This window comes from Photobacterium sp. DNB23_23_1 (genome assembly GCF_052873815.1).
On the sequence record NZ_JBNNXT010000016.1, the window covers coordinates 47373 to 62850 of the forward strand.

At 49.4% G+C, this 15478-nt stretch carries 19 protein-coding genes; 11 read left to right on the forward strand and 8 right to left on the reverse strand.

The genetic code is table 11. From position 1 onward, the window contains the following. From fliR to ACVA53_RS12150, 5 genes are read right to left on the reverse strand one after another with little or no spacing between them, the layout of a single operon-like run. Window positions 1-792 (reverse strand): flagellar biosynthetic protein FliR, encoded by a 792-nt coding sequence (gene fliR, locus ACVA53_RS12130; RefSeq protein ID WP_255041011.1) that lies wholly within the window; start codon window positions 790-792, stop codon window positions 1-3. Continuing rightward, a complete protein-coding gene (gene fliQ, locus ACVA53_RS12135; RefSeq protein ID WP_255041012.1) occupies window positions 779-1048 on the reverse strand; it encodes a flagellar biosynthesis protein FliQ in 270 nt (89 codons plus the stop codon). The genes fliR and fliQ overlap by 14 nt, the downstream gene beginning before the upstream one ends. Continuing rightward, complete coding sequence (gene fliP, locus ACVA53_RS12140) at window positions 1048-1758, reverse strand: flagellar type III secretion system pore protein FliP (RefSeq protein WP_446505279.1); 711 nt, start codon at window positions 1756-1758, stop codon at window positions 1048-1050. The genes fliQ and fliP overlap by 1 nt, the downstream gene beginning before the upstream one ends. Before the next feature lie 46 nt (window positions 1759-1804). Further along, entirely contained in the window at window positions 1805-2188 is a 384-nt protein-coding gene (gene fliN, locus ACVA53_RS12145) for a flagellar motor switch protein FliN (RefSeq protein WP_255041013.1), read from the reverse strand. Window positions 2189-2190: 2 nt separating this feature from the next. Next, window positions 2191-3144 (reverse strand): FliM/FliN family flagellar motor switch protein, encoded by a 954-nt coding sequence (locus tag ACVA53_RS12150; RefSeq protein ID WP_446505237.1) that lies wholly within the window; start codon window positions 3142-3144, stop codon window positions 2191-2193. A 591-nt stretch (window positions 3145-3735) separates the two neighbouring features. Between ACVA53_RS12150 and ACVA53_RS12155 the strand changes: the two genes are divergently transcribed. The 8 genes from ACVA53_RS12155 to fliJ are packed head-to-tail and all read left to right on the forward strand — an operon-like array spanning window position 3736 to window position 11840. After that, window positions 3736-4602 carry an OmpA family protein gene (locus tag ACVA53_RS12155; RefSeq protein ID WP_446505238.1) on the forward strand — a complete coding sequence of 289 codons (867 nt, stop codon included), beginning with the start codon at window positions 3736-3738 and terminating at the stop codon, window positions 4600-4602. Beyond that, entirely contained in the window at window positions 4599-5966 is a 1368-nt protein-coding gene (locus tag ACVA53_RS12160; protein ID WP_446505239.1) for a sigma-54-dependent transcriptional regulator, read from the forward strand. Before ACVA53_RS12155 ends, ACVA53_RS12160 begins: the two co-directional genes overlap by 4 nt. A gap of 17 nt (window positions 5967-5983) precedes the next feature. Further along, window positions 5984-6316 carry a flagellar hook-basal body complex protein FliE gene (fliE, locus tag ACVA53_RS12165; protein ID WP_255041017.1) on the forward strand — a complete coding sequence of 111 codons (333 nt, stop codon included), beginning with the start codon at window positions 5984-5986 and terminating at the stop codon, window positions 6314-6316. A gap of 10 nt (window positions 6317-6326) precedes the next feature. Continuing rightward, a complete protein-coding gene (gene fliF / locus ACVA53_RS12170) occupies window positions 6327-8081 on the forward strand; it encodes a flagellar basal-body MS-ring/collar protein FliF (protein WP_446505240.1) in 1755 nt (584 codons plus the stop codon). Continuing rightward, complete coding sequence (locus ACVA53_RS12175; RefSeq protein WP_446505241.1) at window positions 8068-9099, forward strand: FliG C-terminal domain-containing protein; 1032 nt, start codon at window positions 8068-8070, stop codon at window positions 9097-9099. Before fliF ends, ACVA53_RS12175 begins: the two co-directional genes overlap by 14 nt. A gap of 2 nt (window positions 9100-9101) precedes the next feature. Continuing rightward, window positions 9102-10082, forward strand: coding sequence for a flagellar assembly protein FliH (gene fliH, locus ACVA53_RS12180; protein ID WP_446505242.1), 981 nt, complete (start codon window positions 9102-9104; stop codon window positions 10080-10082). Further along, window positions 10079-11419, forward strand: a complete 1341-nt coding sequence (gene fliI, locus ACVA53_RS12185; protein WP_446505243.1) for a flagellar protein export ATPase FliI — start codon at window positions 10079-10081, stop codon at window positions 11417-11419. Before fliH ends, fliI begins: the two co-directional genes overlap by 4 nt. Beyond that, window positions 11412-11840 (forward strand): flagellar export protein FliJ, encoded by a 429-nt coding sequence (gene fliJ / locus ACVA53_RS12190; protein ID WP_446505244.1) that lies wholly within the window; start codon window positions 11412-11414, stop codon window positions 11838-11840. Before fliI ends, fliJ begins: the two co-directional genes overlap by 8 nt. Before the next feature lie 250 nt (window positions 11841-12090). On the opposite strand, the gene flgN is transcribed toward fliJ, so the two are convergent. The 3 genes from flgN to flgA form a co-directional block, all read right to left on the reverse strand. After that, window positions 12091-12525 carry a flagellar export chaperone FlgN gene (gene flgN, locus ACVA53_RS12195; RefSeq protein WP_446505245.1) on the reverse strand — a complete coding sequence of 145 codons (435 nt, stop codon included), beginning with the start codon at window positions 12523-12525 and terminating at the stop codon, window positions 12091-12093. A 53-nt stretch (window positions 12526-12578) separates the two neighbouring features. Beyond that, window positions 12579-12887, reverse strand: coding sequence for a flagellar biosynthesis anti-sigma factor FlgM (flgM, locus tag ACVA53_RS12200; RefSeq protein WP_446505246.1), 309 nt, complete (start codon window positions 12885-12887; stop codon window positions 12579-12581). A gap of 69 nt (window positions 12888-12956) precedes the next feature. Further along, window positions 12957-13721: a flagellar basal body P-ring formation chaperone FlgA gene (gene flgA / locus ACVA53_RS12205; RefSeq protein ID WP_446505247.1), complete on the reverse strand. Its 765-nt coding sequence runs from the start codon at window positions 13719-13721 to the stop codon at window positions 12957-12959. Window positions 13722-13935: 214 nt separating this feature from the next. Here flgA and flgB point away from each other — a divergent pair, with 214 nt between their 5' ends. Genes flgB through ACVA53_RS12220 form a run of 3 tightly spaced genes read left to right on the forward strand, consistent with a single transcriptional unit; the run spans window position 13936 to window position 15463 of the window. Further along, window positions 13936-14307, forward strand: coding sequence for a flagellar basal body rod protein FlgB (gene flgB / locus ACVA53_RS12210; RefSeq protein WP_446505248.1), 372 nt, complete (start codon window positions 13936-13938; stop codon window positions 14305-14307). 6 nt (window positions 14308-14313) lie between these two features. After that, window positions 14314-14736 carry a flagellar basal body rod protein FlgC gene (gene flgC, locus ACVA53_RS12215; RefSeq protein ID WP_446505249.1) on the forward strand — a complete coding sequence of 141 codons (423 nt, stop codon included), beginning with the start codon at window positions 14314-14316 and terminating at the stop codon, window positions 14734-14736. A gap of 10 nt (window positions 14737-14746) precedes the next feature. Beyond that, window positions 14747-15463: a flagellar hook capping FlgD N-terminal domain-containing protein gene (locus ACVA53_RS12220; RefSeq protein ID WP_446505250.1), complete on the forward strand. Its 717-nt coding sequence runs from the start codon at window positions 14747-14749 to the stop codon at window positions 15461-15463. Window positions 15464-15478: the final 15 nt, after the last annotated feature.

The following is a 15478-nucleotide window of genomic DNA, read 5'->3' on the forward strand; positions in this document are numbered from 1 at the left end:
TCAGTATCCTCCCATCAGTCGCATCTCGGTCAAAATTTGGTGGCAAAGCTCGGCATAGATCCCTGGCAAGCCAGAGGTTGATAATAAGACGGCACATAGCCCGAGCATCATCGACATCGGAAAGCCCAAGGCAAACACGTTCAATGAAGGAGCTGCACGGTTCATTACCCCGAAAGTCAGGTTGACGGTGAGCATAGCGGCAATGGTTGGCAGAGCGATAGTGACTGCTGCGGTCATCATCCAGCTAAACAAGTCAATCAAGCGGGCAAAAGAGACTTCGTCGAAGCCACCGCCGACGGGGTAGCGACCAAAGCTCTGGATCACAATATCGACAGCCACAAGGTGACCATCCAAGGCAAGGAACAGCAAGGTGGTGAACATCAGAAAGTAGTTACCCAGCAGGGCAACGGTTACCCCGTTGGCGGGATCGTTCATCATCGCCATCCCCAAACCCATTTGCATCGACATGATTTGGCCGACCATGGCCATGGCCGCGAACAGGAACTGCAAACACATACCGAGCAGGGCACCGATAATGATTTGCTCTCCGGCCAGTACCAACGCTTTGAGAGAGACGGGATCAACCGCTGGCATTGGCGGCAGTAACGGGGCGCAAACCAGTGAGATGGATAATGCTAACAGCAGCCGGGTGCGATTGTTGATATGCGCGTTGCCCAAAAAGGGCATGGTCATGAAGGCTGCCGAGATACGAAAAAATGGCCACCATAACTGGCCGGCCATCGCCGTGATCTCGGCAAAGGTGAGGTTGACCAGGCTATCAGCTAACGACATTGGCAATCGTATGGAACAGTGTGGTGAAAAAATCGCTAATGTTACGCAGCAACCAAGGACCGGCAAAAATCAACATCAACAGAGTTGTGAGTAGTCGGGGTAGAAAACTCATCGTTTGTTCATTGATTTGGGTGGTGGCCTGGAATATCGCTACCAACAGGCCGACCAGCAGACTTGGACCAATCAAGATGACGACCATGGAGATAATCATATAGATCGCATCAGCATAAAGACTCGCCGTCGCTTCAATGCCCATCACAAGCCTCCAAAGCTGGCGGTTAGGCTACCGACCGTCATGGTCCAGCCATCGACCATCACAAAGACCATCAGCTTAAACGGTAACGAGATGATCAGCGGTGACAGCATCATCATACCCATGGCCATCAATACACTGGCGACCACGATATCGATGATCAGAAACGGAATGAATAGCATGAAGCCGATTTGAAAAGCGGTCCTGAGCTCACTGAGGACAAATGCAGGCATCAGCACAGCAAAGCTTATTTCTTCGGGTTCGAGATCGAGCGGATCGCCAGCAATGCGCAACATCTGCTCGAGGGAGTTTTCATAGGTTTGCGTCAGCATGAAGGCTCGTATTGGTTTCTCCGCAGTGGCGACTGCCTGCTGTAGAGTGATCTCCCCTGTCTCATAAGGCACGTAGGCATCGGTATAGATAGGATCCCAGACCGGCTTCATTAGTAGCATGGTCAAGGTAAGGCCAATACCGATCAGAATCCGGTTAGGTGGACTTTGCTGTAAGCCCATAGCTTGACGGAGAATTGCCAGCACCACGATGATCCGGGTGAAGCTGGTCATCATCAACAGCATCGACGGTAAAAAGCTCAGCGCCGTCATCAGCAGCAAAATCTGAACTTTAACCGAATATTCCTGGTTACTATCACCGTCAAAGACCGACATAAATGCGATCCCCTGATCCGCTAATGCTTGGCCGGAAAAGCCAAGCATTAATGCCACGAGAGGAAGGAACTTCAGCCAGCTAGGCATCGTTTTTTTATGCGGTAACGTCATGCAATGCATCTTCGGCAATGTCAGTAAGGCGCAGACCATACTTGTCGTTGATTACCACGACTTCAGCATGGCCAAGCAGGCGACCGTTGACTTTTACATCCAGCGGTTCGCCATTGAGCTTGTCCAGTTCAATCACTGAATTAGGGCCAATAGTTAACAGCTCACCCAAAGCAATATCCGTGCTGGCTACTTCTAAGGTAACGGTCACTGGAATTTGGCGGAAAAAGCCAAGGTCTCGTGATTTTTGTGCTGTGTTTGTCGCGTTGTCCAATGTGTCCGATGCCGTAGGGGTATCGAAAATATCTGCGACATCGGCGTCGATATTCAGATCGCCATCAAGAAGGTGTTGGATGTTTTGTTCGTTCATAATCAGTGTCGCTCCTGAGGAGTAATGTTATCGATAACTTGCAATACAAGGTGACCGTTACGCTCTACAACATGGGCCTGATACAGCGGTAGCGTGCCTGCATTTACATCGACAACTTCTTGGATTTCGGTAGAAATGATGTCACCAACGTTTAAGTTGATAACTTGGTCTAAGGTCAGGGTTTGGCGGCTCAACACCGCATTGAGGCTAAGTGGAACCTGTTTGAGGTGCATATCCCTCAAGCTATCGACTTTCGCAGGATCAATCTGGGTGACAACGTCCTGCGCGGTCAGCTGTAGCAACAGGTCATCATCGAGATGGAGGTGGATTTCGCCATGGCTATCTTCGATTTGGATCGCGAATTTGGCATGCAGTACGCCATTGTTAAATGCTGGGTGTTCGGTTGAAACTTGCCATTGGTGGCTGATTTGATTCAGCAAGGTAGCGGCAAGTCTGGCTTGAACGCGCTTTTCACTGGCGTTCATCAGCGGAATCTTATTTTCTGGGGCAGAGGTAGCATCGGTCGCCTTATCCGGGCTCTCTTCTCCAGTAACAACACCTGTAATGTTTGCTGGCACGGCTGCGTTCTGGTGAGAAAAGTTCGGTGTACCGCCATAGAAAGCTTCGGCAATAAGGTGGGTTAATGGTTGTGAAATACTCACTAGGCATTGACCATCATATTGATTGTGGGTAAAGCAAATAGGCTCTCTATCTTTAATTTCTTGGTAACTGACTTCTAAGCCATAACTGAGCAGTTTCACATGGCAATCTGCGCGGCGAGTCATATTGTTCAGCATTTTTTCTAGTGCTTTCACCGCTTGATAAATATAGGAGGATAAAGACTGCTGAGCAGCATTCAATGGTCTTCCTAATGAACGAATGTCGATAGGAAATACATTTTTTGAACTATGTATATTCCTCGGTTTGATTTTATTTTTGCTAATGCTCGGTTTCATTATTAATCCCGAAGATATAAAAGTTAAACTGAATTGCTGAATAAGCTCAATTATTTGCTTGTATCTTTACGGCGACTATTTCTAACAGTATTAGTCGAATAGTTCAAATGCATATAAATAGATGTCATATTTCTGCAAATTAAATTTTTTAAATGAAAATCCAGTTATTTGGTGAATCAAGATCACAAAATCATTCAAGAAGTTAATGCGAGCGAATTTCCCCTTGTCTTGAAAGTGTGCGTGAGTGCATGTTTTTTCTACTGATTTGTGTTGTTTTTGTTTCTATTTGGGGGTGGGCTTGCTTGGGGTGTTTTATTTGTGTTAATTCCGCCTGTTTGTAACTAAATATAAAAATGTGATCTTAAGCCAATTAAATTAAATGTCGTAAATTACTGTCTAGTAAATCAATTAAATGCTGCCTAATATCCAGCCGCAATGTCTTGCTTTATTGACAAATATAATAATAGTTGTGTCTTGTTGCATATAAAAATATTTATCGCTAACAAAGATGTGCTTGCAGATGTTGTTATTCTCGTTGTTTATTTGTACGAGAGTGAAAATAATTATTACCAGTTAGGCAATTTGTTTAATATGAAAGCAATCAAATCAACCGCAGTGCTTTCTTTGTTAGTTTTTTTATCAACGAGCGCACAAGCAAAACCTATCTTAGCGCCTTTAGATAAAGTAGATTGGCAATTCTCAGGAGATCGCTTTTCTTGTAAATTAACAAAGGATCTTAAGTTCGATGGCAGTGTTGCGTTTATTGCAAACTCGGCTCAGCCATATTTGTTTTCCTTTACTAGCAGCCAACGACCATATTTTGTCGATAATATATCGTTGAGCGTCAATTATTCGCCGTGGGAGCAAGATAAGCCCATGCGCAAACTGTTGCAAGGCCGAGGGAATGGTCAACATGGGCTGATTTTTGAAGGAACGGAATCGCTCCATTATCTACTTAATGAAATGGAAAAAGGGGCATGGGGACAAATCTCGGTCAGCTATAACCAGCATCAAGAAATAAAAAGCTGGGATATTCCTGCGGTTAGTTTTGCTCCGTCTTATCAGGCGTTCAAATCATGTTTGGCGCAAATGCTGCCAGTCGGGTATGAGCAAGCGAAAGACAATACCTTCCTGTTTGCCAGCAGTGATAGCCGGATGAGCGCTGAACAAAGCCAAATGCTCAGTGATATTGCCCGTTATATCCGCTACGACCAAGGGATCAGTGCACTACTCATTGATGGTCATACCGATCTCACCGGGACATCGTTAGATAATCTATGGCTTTCGCGCCAGCGTGCTCAAGCCGTTGCTGATGAACTGGTCGCTTTGGGCATTCGTCGTGATCTCATTCAACTTCGCGCTCATGGTCAGCGTTATCCCATCCACCAGGGTACGAGCATAGATGCCAACCAGCAAAACCGCCGGGTACAGCTACGTTTGGTCAGGGAGGGAGCATGACATCCAGCGATGTGATTTTTGCTCACCGTTGCCTTATCCAAGCAGCGGCAGCTATCAAAACCTTGAGTGCAGAGGGATACACGGTTCGTAATGCCTCCACCGCTGCAGATGCCTTGATGAAATTGCGTCAGCAGCCGGATAGCTTATTGTTTGTGGCTGACAACCTGACAGATATGGACATGCTGTCGACTATTCGTCGGGCCAAGCAGATAGCCATAAAGGGGACGGTGGTCGCAATTGTTGATTATCAGCAAAGCAAACTGGCCAGCGATGCCATGCAAGCTGGCGCTGATGACTATTTATTACAGCCCTATCAGCCAGAACAAATTACTGCGCTAATGCAGCGTAACCAGACCGTACAATCGCCAAAACGTGAAGTCGTGGCTTCCAGCCGTCGTAGCCTGCAAGTGCTGCAAATGGCCCACCGTGCTGCTCAGACGGATGCAACCGTACTGATCACTGGTGAGTCTGGTACTGGCAAGGAAGTTCTAGCGCGATATGTTCACGATAACTCGCCACGCAGTGAAGGGCCATTTGTCGCGATTAACTGTGCCGCGATCCCTGAAAGCATGTTAGAAGCTGTGTTGTTTGGTCACAACAAAGGGGCATTTACCGGCGCAACCCAAAGTCAAGCCGGTAAGTTCGAAGAAGCTAACGGTGGCACCCTGTTGCTCGATGAAATTGGTGAGATGCCGCCGGCTCTGCAGGCTAAATTGTTGCGCGTGTTGCAGGAGCGTCAGGTTGAACGCCTAGGTAGTCATCGTTCGATTGCCTTGGATATTCGTATTATTGCTGCGACCAATGTTGATTTGCAGCAGGCTGTTGCGGAACGGCGTTTCCGCCAAGATCTTTATTACCGCTTGGATGTTTTGCCACTACAGTGGCCACCGCTGCGTGATCGCAAAGAAGACATTTTGCCTCTTGCAAATCACTTTATTCGCAAACTCAATGCCGGTTGCACTGACTCTTGCAGCCTATCGGAAGAAGCGCAACAGGTGCTGCTGCACTACAGCTGGCCGGGTAATATCCGTGAGTTGGAAAACACAATCCAGCGGGCGTTAGTGATGCGCCATGGCCATTGGATCACGGTCCAGGATCTCATGCTCAACGATATGTTGAGTACCATGGTGGAAGGGGCAATCACCGAGGTGGTTGAAGATGCCAAGCAAGCCCTTAAGCAAAGCCGTAAGAATGCCGAGCACCAATTTATTCTCGACACGTTAGCTCGCTTCAATGGCAAACGTAATCACACAGCAGAAGCCTTGGGGATGTCGACTCGCGCATTGCGCTACAAGATTGCCGCCATGCGTGAGCAGGGGATCAACATCGACTCTTATATTCACCAATCTGGCACTGCGGCATAAGGAAAAGGACGGACGTTATGTCGAATCAAACCTCAATGATGCAAAACGAGATGTTACAGCGTATGGCCGTGATGCGCGAACAGGCGCAGAGTGGCACTCAAGTCGCGGTTAACCTCTCGCATCCCTCAACCGGTAACTTTCAGACTGCCATGCAACAAGCCGTGCGTCGGATTGATAACCAGCAGCACACAGCCCACCAACTGACGGCTGATGTGGATGCCGGTCGTTCCGATGATTTGGTTGGCGCGATGGTCGCCAGCCAGAAAGCCAGTATTTCTTTTTCAGCATTGACACAGGTAAGGAACAAGCTCTTGGCCGCCTATGACGATGTACTGAAGATGCCTCTGTAGTGAGAAGAAAATGAGTACAACAGTAGCTGAAAACCCAGAACAGACAGCATCAAGCAAATGGCTGTCATACAAAAACAAAATCCAAACGCGATTAGATGGCAAGTATAAGAACGTAGCACTGATAACGGCGCTTGCTCTGCTGGTGTCGCTATTTATCGTGGTGGTGATGTGGACCCAGACGAGCCCGTACAAGCCTCTTTATGGTACCCAGGAACGTTACGATAACAGTGAGATTTTATCGGTATTAGAGCAGGAAAAAATCCAGTTTCAGCTCGATAGCCAGTCAGGTCAGATCCTCGTTCCCGCCAACCGTTTGGCGGATGCAAGGATCGTCCTTGCTGCCCGTGGAGTGAAGGCGAAACTGCCTGAAGGGCTAGAAATCCTTGACCGTAGTACGGGCCTTGGCACCAGCCAGTTTATTGAAAATGCCCGTTACCGTCAGGGGCTGGAAGGGGAGTTGGCTCGAACCATTCTGGCTATCCGTTCGGTGAACCATGCTCGGGTTCACCTGGCTATTCCTAACCGTACTTTGTTTGTTGGTATTAACGAAGAAAAACCATCGGCAGCTGTGATGCTGGAGTTGGAGCCGGGCATGCAGCTCGACCAGTCTCAGGTGGAAGCCATTGTTAATTTGGTCAGTGGCAGTATTACCGGTATGGCGGTCGATGCGATATCGGTGGTCGATCAGTACGGTAATCTGCTTAGCGCTGACTTGGCCATGGGGCAGCAATCTCAGGTCAATGTGCGTTTCCATGAGCTGCAACAGCGGGTGGAACGTGACATCGTACGCCGTGCTGGCGATATGCTGGCACCATTGTTGGGGGTTGGAAACTTCCGGGTTCAAGTCGCGGCGACGCTGAACTTCGACCAAATCGAAGAGACCCATGAATCTGTCGACAGTGATCCTGTGTTGCGTACTGAGTTTACTAAGCAGGATAACACCCAAGGTCAGTTGGCGATGGGGATCCCGGGTGCACTGAGCAACCAGCCGACTGGGGAAGAAGGGACCACCAACAATGAAACCCGCAATGAGCGCGCTGAGCTTAGCCGCCAATATGATGTGGGTCGTAAGGTTCGCCATACCCGCCACGCCCAAGGTGGGATCGAAATGTTATCTGTCTCAGTGTTGCTTAACGATGATGTTCATGAACAAGGTTGGCAACAAGCACAATTGGAGCAAGTAGCTCAAATGGTTAAAGATTCTGTTGGATATGTCGCTGAGCGAGGAGATCAGTTCAGCCTGCATGCATTTAATTTTGCCCGTGCGATAGACGCTGCGCCGGTTGATACCCCGTGGTGGCACGATCAGCAACTGTTGTTGCTGGCAAAATACGGTGTTTACACCCTGCTGGGTTTGTCATTCATTATCTTTGTTTTACGCCCATTGGTTAAGGCGTTGCAGCGTCCTGCACCAGTGACGACGGCATTGGCAACCGCACCTGCCGGGGCTGCAATGATGCCTAGCGATGAGATGCCTGCTGTCGATTCAGCCCGTGAATTCAAGTCTGCAAGCACGAATACCCCTATCGGTAGTGAGCAGGACCTAGCCGATGCATTACTCGACTCCATTGCCCAAGGCGGTATGGTGGATGAGGACAGTGCTCCGCAGTCTGCTGGAGAGAGCGAATTTGATTTATCGACACTGCCACCACCGGGATCGGAGTTGGAGGTACAGGTGAAGCACTTGCAAAAGCTCACCGAAGTTGAGCCAGAACGCGTCGCAGAAGTAATCAAGAAGTGGGTGAATAGCAATGAGTCTAAATAATTTTAGCCATTTGGCAGACGGTGAAGTGCTGCTGGAACCGATGGAGCAAACCGCGATTTTGCTGCTCAGCATGGGCGAAGAATCTGCCTCACAGGTGATGCGGCATATGTCGCGGGATGAACTGCTTAAAGTCAGCCACGCGATGGCCCAGCAACCGGCGATCCGCAGTATTGAAGCGCGTTTTGTATTGCAAGGGTTCTTTGAAGAGTTCCGTGCCCAATCGGGGATCAGCGGGGCATCGCGCCCGTTTTTGCAGCGTACTTTGGATAAAGCATTGGGGGGACGCTTGGCCCGTAACCTGCTGGATACAATCTATGGTGATGAGATCCGCACCACGATGCAGCGGCTGCAGTGGATTGAGCCCAAGCAACTTGCCAAATTCTTGATGAATGAACACATTCAGATGCAGGCCGTCTTTATTGCTTTTCTACCGCCGGATATTGCCTCTCAGGTGTTGGCCGAGCTATCGCAGGATGAGCAGAAAGATGTTTTGCGCCGAATTGCGGTGTTAACAGAAGTCAGCCGTGACGTAGCGCTGGAACTGCAAGATTTGGTTGACCGTTGTATTGAATTCCTGGCTGAAAATTCGGGAGCGGTGATTGAAGGTGAGAAGCAGGTTGCTGACATCATCAACCGTTTCAACGGTGATCAATTGAGCCTGATGACCGCCCTTGAAGAGCACGATACAGAACTGGCCGAGCGCCTTAAGAACAAGATGTACGAGTTTTCTATCCTTACTCGTCAGCCAGAAGCGGTGCGTTTGCGTATTCTGGAAGAAATCCCAACCGATTTGCTGGCAATGGCATTGAAAGGGGCCGAACCGGCAATGCGCAAGGCATTGCTAACTGTCTTGCCACGCCGTATGCAGCAATCGATGGAAAGTGAAATATCCCAGTTGGGTAAAGTGTCATTACGTCAGGTACAAGAAGCTCGCTCGGAAATCATGGACTATGTTCGTGATCTGAATGAATCCAAAGTGATTAGCCTGCAGCTATATCAAGAGACCACGGTGGAATAGAGATGTTTAGACGAAATAAAATCATGCGCTTGCAAGCAAGCCAGTTTCGCAGCCATCGTTTTCCGCCGTTGGTTGACCCATCAAGCTTAGCCCCGTCGACGAAAGCGCACTCTGCAGCATCAGCCCGTAACCATGCAGGCACGGCGTTTGGTGATGGGTTCGACAACAGTCTGGATGACGGACTTTTGATGGGTGATGAGCTTGGAGGGGATGAATTCGGTTTCGATAATTTGGCGCTGGATGACTTCGGGCTCGATGAGCTGAATGAGGATGCCCGCCTGATGACCGGTATTGAAGGAGATGCAATACTCGATGCCTCTGCCGAATCAGCTCAGCAAGAAGACGTTCAAGCTCAGTTTAACCAAGGCTTTCAACAGGGTATGACCCGTGGCCACGAGGAAGGATTGCAGCAGGGGATTGAACAGGGCCAGCAGCAAGGCTTCGATCAAGGTGTGCAGCAAGGCCGGGATCAAGGGATCGCACAGGGGATCGAAGAGGGCAAGGCACAGTTTGTTAAAGCAACCCAGCCCTTTGCCCAAATGCACCAGCAGATGGCTGAGTTGTTTTCTGAACACGAGCGTCGCCAGCGAGAGCAGGTGTGCGAACTGGTGCAGAAAGTCGCTCAGCAGGTGATCCGTTGTGAGCTGGCTCTCCAGCCTCAGCAAATCCTGGCTTTGGTTGAAGAAACACTTGATAACCTGCCCGGTGAGCCTGTTGGCCTAAAAGTCAAAATGGCCAGTGAGGAATTTACTCACCTCGAGAAAGTGGCCAGCGATAAAATTGATGAATGGAACATTGTTTGTGACGACACCCTGCGTCAAGGCGAATGTCGGGTTGTAACTAAAAATGCCGAAGCGGATGCTGGCTGCGAACAGCGCCTTGATACTTGTATGTCTGCGGTGAAAGGTCACCTGCTTGATGAGCAAGTCGTACTAGAAGTTAATGCTGAAGAGCATGATGGGGCGATCAAGCAGGCATCATGAATAACGTAATTGATTACCGGCTAGAGCAAGCATTGGCCTCTCTCGACTCAGTCCCGGTGGCGAAAGTCACCGGGCGGTTGGTGAAAGTCACTGGATTGATGTTAGAAGCTGTCGGTTGCAGGCTGCTTACTGGACAGCGATGTCTGGTTGAAACGGGGAATGGCACCAAGATTGAAGCACAGACCGTGGGCTTTAATCGTGAGGTTGCTTATTTGATGCCTGTCAGTAATGCGTCGGGTCTATTCTCTGGAGCCAAAGTTTGGCCACTCGAAGGCGAGAGCCTGATCCGTATTGGTCCACAATGGCTTGGTCGGGTGCTCAATGGCCTCGGTGAGCCTTTAGACCGCTTGGGTCCGGTGCTAGGTCAGGATGATATCAGCCTTGAGAGTGAAAACATCAACCCGATGGCAAGGCGGCCGATTGATGGGGCGCTGGATGTCGGGATCAGGGCTATCAACAGCTTGTTGACCCTAGGTAAAGGCCAGCGAATTGGCCTTTTTGCCGGTAGTGGCGTGGGTAAAAGTGTTTTGCTTGGTATGATCACCCGTCAAACCAGTGCCGATGTCGTGGTGGTGGGCTTGATTGGTGAGCGTGGTCGTGAAGTGAAGGAGTTTATTGAACACTCCTTGGGACCTGAGGGTTTGGCACGGGCGGTCGTGATAGCAGCTCCGGCTGATGAATCGCCTCTGATGCGTCTGCGTGCTTCTCAGCTTTGCCATCGGGTGGCGGAATATTACCGTGACCAAGGCAAGGATGTGCTGTTGTTAATGGACTCCCTAACCCGCTTTGCCATGGCGCAGCGGGAGATCGCTCTGGCACTGGGTGAGCCACCTGCGACCAAAGGTTATCCGCCTTCGGTATTTAGTATGTTACCGCAACTGGTTGAGCGGGCTGGTAACAGTGCCTCGGAGCAGGGTAGCATGAGTGCCATCTATACGGTGTTAACGGAAGGGGATGATCAGCAAGATCCCATCGCTGACAGTGCACGGGCTATTCTCGATGGTCACGTGGTTTTGAATCGCCAGTTGGCAGAAGCCGGCCATTATCCAGCCATTGATATTTCCCAATCTATTTCACGTACCATGCCGCAGGTGGTCACGAAAGATCAGTTACGTCATGCCATGCGCTTTAAGCAACTGTACAGCCGTTATCAGGAGGTTCGCGAATTGATCCCACTGGGTGGTTATCAGCCGGGTAATGATCCGGAAATGGATCAAGCGGTACTTGCTCACCCTAAACTGGTGGCTTTCCTGCAACAAGAAATGGACGAGCAAGCGGATTGGGGAACAGTTGATCGACAAATGAGCCAATTGATACAGGAGCTAAACCTTGGCTAAGCAATCAAAGGCATTAGATCGGTTTCGCCAAATCAGACAGGGAGAGCTGGAAAAGTTGGGACAGCAGTTCCAACAGAAACAGCAAGATTGCGCCAATCATCTCGAAAAACTAGAACAGTTGGATGCACTTTACGATTCTTGCCAAGTGGTTGCTGGTGAAACGGCATTGGCGTGGACTAACCGCTTTGCTATTCGTGATCACCTCAAGCACTTAACTGAAATCCAAACACAAACGCTCGCATTGTCCCAGGCTGAGCAGGTAAGCCTTAAGCAGCATGTTGTCCAGCTGCATGTGAAGGTTAAAAGCTTGGAGAGTGTAATAGAGAAACGTCGCCAGCATCATGACAGGCTTGCTGCCAAGAGCGAGCAAAAGCTGATGGATGAAATGGCCATGCAACGGTTTATCCGGCCCACTTTCTAATTTTTATTGGCAAAGCAAACAAAAACGCCGCAGTACTCACTGCGGCGTTTTCTATTGGGCTTAAGTGACAGAATAGTCGATGGTTTGAGAGTTATACCAATCTGGATAAGTCGTTGATCAAGTATTTGCACTGTAAAAATTGTTGTTATCAAGGCCAATATTGCAGTAACTAGTCGCTCTAATTACAAAATATCTAACGCAGAGAACCGCGATTTTAACCTGCAAGACTGATCAAATATTTATGTAGGTATTACGCTGGCTGGTAGGTGGCATCATTGTCTTGATGCAGTACCTGAGTGAGGATGTCTTGCTGCATCATTAACAAGCGACTGTTGCGCTCGTTTTGTGCCATACAGGTATGAACCAGGCTCTTGAGCAGTGTCCATTTTTGATCGACAGGCTGGCGATACTGGGCTGGAAGGGCGGAGATCAGGCGATTGACACTGTCGGGGGAGTTATCCATACCAAGTTGGTTGAGTGTCCACGTCCGTTGATCAGCGCGTTGCTGTAATTGTTGCAGTAAATGCTGATGGGACTCCGCCATCGCGGTGAGTTTTTCGCCATTGCGATGCAGCATATTATGATGCTGCACCTTCAATAGTTGATGAAGCTGCTGGTAATCAGCCAGATCATGTTGGATATCTTGAATGAAGCTCTTGATGACTGACGCTGATTTTTGGTTCATGGTATTTAACTTCCGGGGGTGTTAAACGTGATGTTAAATGTGGTCTTAAACAATCAGTCGCGGCTGTGGGCACCGCGGATGCTGGCAGCCAGTCCATCAAGATCGACTTCGTAATTGCCGCTGGCCAGTAAGGTACGGATTTCATTGACCTTAACCATATCGACATCAGGGATACGCTTAAGCTCTTGCTGTAAGGTATCCATGCTTTGTGCTTGCGGGCTGACATCAGCACTGGGCTTTTTCACTGAAGCGATCGGCGCTGGTGAAGTTGATACTTCATTACTGGCCGCTTCAGGTGTTTTCTTCGGTTGATTTTGGATTGCAGTGGCTAACTGCAAACTTGCTTTGGTTGACTCGATCATGGCATATCTCCTGACTTCTTCTCCGATACTAAGGTTAAACGACCAACCAAGCCGCTTGATTAAATCAATTTAAAAAAGCGTGGTGACCAGTCCGGGCTTAGCGATAGCGGCTTTGATCACCTTGCCTGAGCTGGTGTTTCTTACCCGTATTTGCTGTCCGGAATACCCGCCTTCTAGCGCAACGCCTGACATATTGGCGCTAAAGTGTCCATTGTCGGCTTGAATGATCACTTTGTCACCGGCTGAAACCAGGTAGGCTGGGCTCAGGTGAGAAGGGGAGAGTTGCTGATCGCGGCGGATCTGCCTGAGGGCGCGCAGGCCGATAAAATCTTGCGAGGTGGCAAAGAATTCTCGGTTGATAGACGCGATGTCAGTTGGTTTTAAGACGATATCATCGGCGGTGACTATTTCGTCTTTACGCAACGTACGTACCGCGAAAGCAACAGGGACGGTAATACTGACATCGGCTTGTACCGTCAGTTGCCATGCTGTTGGCTGATGACAACTGACAGCAAACCGTAATCGCCCTGCTGGGTAACGGCGTCTGTCTGTCCGTTCAATTTTCAGGGGAGAGGCACATTTCTCCATCCGGTGGCTGCCGCTAGGCAATCGGAGTAACATTTCAGCTTGTTCGGTTGGCCACTGGTGCTGTTTCGCTGCCCGGCTGACTTCTCCTCTTATTGCATCTGACACTTGATTTTCTATCTGAGCTTCAACCGTTGCAACGGCTGGTTCCGAGACGGCTTGGGCCAACACCGAGGAGCCTGAAACTGTACAAAATAGCAGCAGGGCAATCGCGGAGGTTGTTGCTGAGTTGCGGGTCAATGTCGCCATTTCAATTATTCCATTCTTCATTTTCCGGTGTGCGGAATCGTTTCCGCCTTGGTATTTCCGCTTGCTTTTCCGTATCGGAAGTGCCGCTTCCGCTTTTGACTTCCCCTTGAGTGTCATGGTGTTTTTATTGTTATTAATCAAGCGCTTGAAAAGTTGGCATGCATTTTGTTTGTACTTGGCAAGTTTATGATTTCTTGCACTTAAAGGACACCAAATGGGAATCAACTTTGACAAAGCCCTCGGGATTCACCCGCACACTTTAAACCTTCGTACCGAGCGTGCCAAGGTGTTGGCCGGTAACTTGGCAAATGTCGATACACCGGGGTTCAAAGCGCGAGATTTTGATTTTCAGGCTGCAATCGCTTCTGTCGAGGCGCAACAGCAAAGCCGCAGTGGCCAGGTAGCGGCGCAAACAACGCCAGCATTGCAATACCGTAACCCTTATAACAACACGATGGATGGCAACACTGTAGAACTTGGGGTTGAGCAGGCGCAGTACGCTCAAAATGCCATGGACTTCGAAACCAGCCTGACTTTTTTGAACATGAAATTTCAAGGGCTGGCGACAGCTATTCAAGGACAGTAATCCAGTATGTCATTTAGTGAAATTTACCAAATTGCCGGCTCTTCAATGACAGCGCAAACCCTGCGTCTCAATACTATTGCCAGTAATTTGGCCAATGCCGACGCGGGATCAACCACCGAGGCGGGAACATACCGTAGCCGTAAGCCGGTGTTCTCGACGGTGTATGAAAATAGCCAGTTTCAGGCAAATCAGAGTGCTGGTGCCCGGGTGCAAGTTCTGGATGTGGTGCCCGTTGAAGGTGAGCTGGCTCGTCGATATGAACCGGGCAACCCAATTGCTGATGCTGATGGCTATGTGTTTTATCCCAATGTGGATGTGGTATCGGAAATGGCCGACATGATGTCAGCATCACGCAGTTTTGAAACCAGTGTTGATGTCCTTGGTCGTGCGCGCAGCATGCAGCAAGGCCTGTTGAAATTAGGTCAGTAAGGATACCCCGATGAGCACTCCCTACGTTACTAGTAGCAATGGCACCACAACCACCAGTGGCCAGGATCCAATCGCTAGCAATGGTGGGCAGGATAATACCTTCCTCACTCTGATGATTGCGCAGATCCAAAACCAGACACCGCTTGACCCATTGGATACAACTCAGTTCATGAGCCAGTTGGCGCAAATGACCCAGGTGGAAACCATGCAGAACATGAACAGCACCGTCGTCAACCAGATGGTGCTGCTCGACAACATTCAGGTGCTGACCACCGCCGGTATGGTGGGTCAGGATGTGCGTGTGACGACCGATACCTTGGATCTTGATGGCGAGTCTTTGAGTGCGGTGATTGATCTCGATAGTACCGTTGACGATCTCAAGGTCGAAATCCGCAACGATGCCGGTGAATTGGTAGAAACGATTGAACTTGGGGCTAACAGTGAAGGTGAAGTGGCCTTTGTTATCGACCCAGAAACACTGGGCCTTAAAGATGGCCAATACGATCTTACTGTGGTGACCAATGACAGCGACTACAAGCCGGATGTCATGATTGCGGGCACCATCGAGAAAATGCGTATTCCACCGGGCGGCGGTTCACCAGAGTTCTTGATCTCTGGCGTGGGCTATGTGCCGTTTTACAATGTTAACCAGTACGGCGATACACAAGGTTCTGATTCTCAGTCTCCGGAACCGACCCCTTTATTTACGTTGGCAGGCCGCCGATAGAGCGGTTTTCAAATA